The 2,018-nt window shown below is 40.6% G+C and carries 2 protein-coding genes; one reads left to right on the top strand and one right to left on the bottom strand.

The features are described 5' to 3' along the window. Positions 1 to 662, top strand: a 662-nt coding sequence (locus O9323_RS05045; RefSeq protein WP_288124772.1) for a Uma2 family endonuclease, incomplete at its 5' end; no start/stop codon positions are given. Positions 663 to 740: 78 nt separating this feature from the next. Here O9323_RS05045 and O9323_RS05040 read toward each other — a convergent pair. Next, positions 741 to 1,805: a pentapeptide repeat-containing protein gene (locus tag O9323_RS05040; protein WP_288124771.1), complete on the bottom strand. Its 1,065-nt coding sequence runs from the start codon at positions 1,803 to 1,805 to the stop codon at positions 741 to 743. Positions 1,806 to 2,018 lie beyond the last annotated feature (213 nt).

Raw genomic sequence — 2,018 nt, 5'->3', positions numbered from 1 at the left:
CCTTGGAAAGTAACCTACATCTACAACAAATTATTTTATTAATTCAGTGTTTAGAATGGTGGTGGCGCGAGCGAGAAGATTATTTTGCCGCCGGCAATTTAACCATTTATTACAGTCCCAACCAGAAAAAGTCAGAATTCTTCCGTGGTCCGGATTTTTTCGTCGTTTTGGGGACAAATCCCAACCCCAACCGCAGAAGTTGGGTAATTTGGCGAGAAGAGGGCAAATATCCCAATTTAATTATCGAAATTCTCTCCGATAGTACCGCCAAAGTTGACCGAGAGGAGAAAAAACAAATTTATCAGGACATATTTCGCACTCCCGATTATTTTTGGTTTGACCCAGAAAGCTTAGAATTTCAGGGATTTACCCTAATTAGCGGTCAATATCAACCGATTACCCCCAATCCCCAGGGATGGCTCTGGAGTCAACAATTAGGCTTATATTTGGGTTTATCTGCCAATAAATTGCGCTATTTTACCTCCAAAGGCGAATTAGTACCCACTCCCGCAGAAGCGGCACAACAGGCAGAAAATCGGGTTTTAGAGGCAGAAAATCGGGTTTTAGAGGCAGAAAACCAAGTCGAGCAAGAAAAGCAAAAAGCGGCGAAATTAGCGGCTAAACTGCGGGAATTGGGCATAAATATCGAGGAAAATCTCTAATCTTCTTTTGTTATTTAATAACGCTATTTTCGGTGAAAGGTGAGGGTATTTGGTGTCATTTAGAGGCTGAATAGTTGACTAATCGCAGAAAGCTCCGCGCAAGCGTAAATTTTCCCGCAATTCCTCAGTCATCCCCACGTTATCGGCAAACTTTGCCCCCTGCACTTTTGCCCCGCTAAAATTAGCTTGAGTGATGTTGACTTCAACCAAATTAGCTCCTTCTAAATTGGAGCCAATTAAATTAGCTAAAGCCAAACTAGAACGGTAAAAATCAGCATAACTTAAATCGGCATTAGCTAATAAGGCTCCGCTTAAATCTGCTCCCTTAAAATTAGCATGACTGCCATTAATTTCGCTCAAATCAGCATCGGTTAAATTGGCCCCCCGCAGATTCGCTTGATAGAGATTGGCCATGCCTAAAGATATACCACTTAATTCCGCTGCCAGGAGATTTGCCCCAGTAAAATCTTTTAGGGGATTAAGTTCAGCTAATCGGGCTAATTCCAGAAAATCATCACTAATAGCAGCATAAATTCCCTCGATTTGTGTCTGCAATTTCTCTAAATTTTCTGATGCTGCCGGTTGCGGTTCAACTAGAACATTATCTAATTCTGCCTGCGATGAACCCAAAGAAATACGACTCAAAAAAGCATCAAATTGATTTTCCATTAGGAAAAATGCTAACTTTCGCTCTAAAATACTATGTTTATTGGGACTTAGATCGTGTTTCCATAATCCCGATGTTTCCGTGATACAGATATCCGCAGCTGTCAGCGAAAATTGCACCGTCAGATGATAAGGTTCTTCCTCCACACTGACGGTTCCTAGGTTAATCCTTTCGAGCGCTCCTGTAAATATTGACTGAGGACTTTTGAAAGATAACCGCCATTGATAATTATTAATACGATTTATGTATAACTCTTGACTAGAAAGAGGATTTGGTGTTAGGTGACAATTAACTAAAAGAAAATCTAATTTTCCTCCTTTTAGTCCCCATTTGATTTCCCCGCCAAGGAGAGATTGAATTTGAGCTTGTAGGTGTAAAGTTAAATATAAATCAAATTTTTGCGAGTCGGTGGCTACTGGTTCTAGGGTTAACGATACACTATCGGGGTAGCGATCAAAGGCAGCTAAAAGACGCATAATCTAAAAAAGAAAAGTCAAAATAAACAGTAAAAAAGTGGTGTTTCTCTGGCCCCAAAGCCGAGAACTCACCCCTATTTAGGGTTTGCTGAATAATGGTAAAAACCTTACAGGAAAGGGCTTTTAGCTTGATTGAGAGCTTCCCAAATGCACTTAAATCTGCTAGAATCTCTTAAAACCCTTGCATCACCCTTGCATCACCCTTGCATCTTC

Origin of the sequence: Microcystis sp. LE19-131.1A (assembly GCF_027532015.1) — a bacterium.
GTDB lineage: Bacteria > Cyanobacteriota > Cyanobacteriia > Cyanobacteriales > Microcystaceae > Microcystis > Microcystis ichthyoblabe_A.
Note: the sequence above shows the minus strand (reverse complement) of the source record. Positions and strands in the feature narration are given on the sequence as shown.

Coding starts and splice junctions, on each gene's coding strand:
- O9323_RS05040 (WP_288124771.1), bottom strand. CDS start 1,805: ATGCGTCTTTTAGCTGCCTTTGATCGCTACCCCGATAGTGTATCGTTA.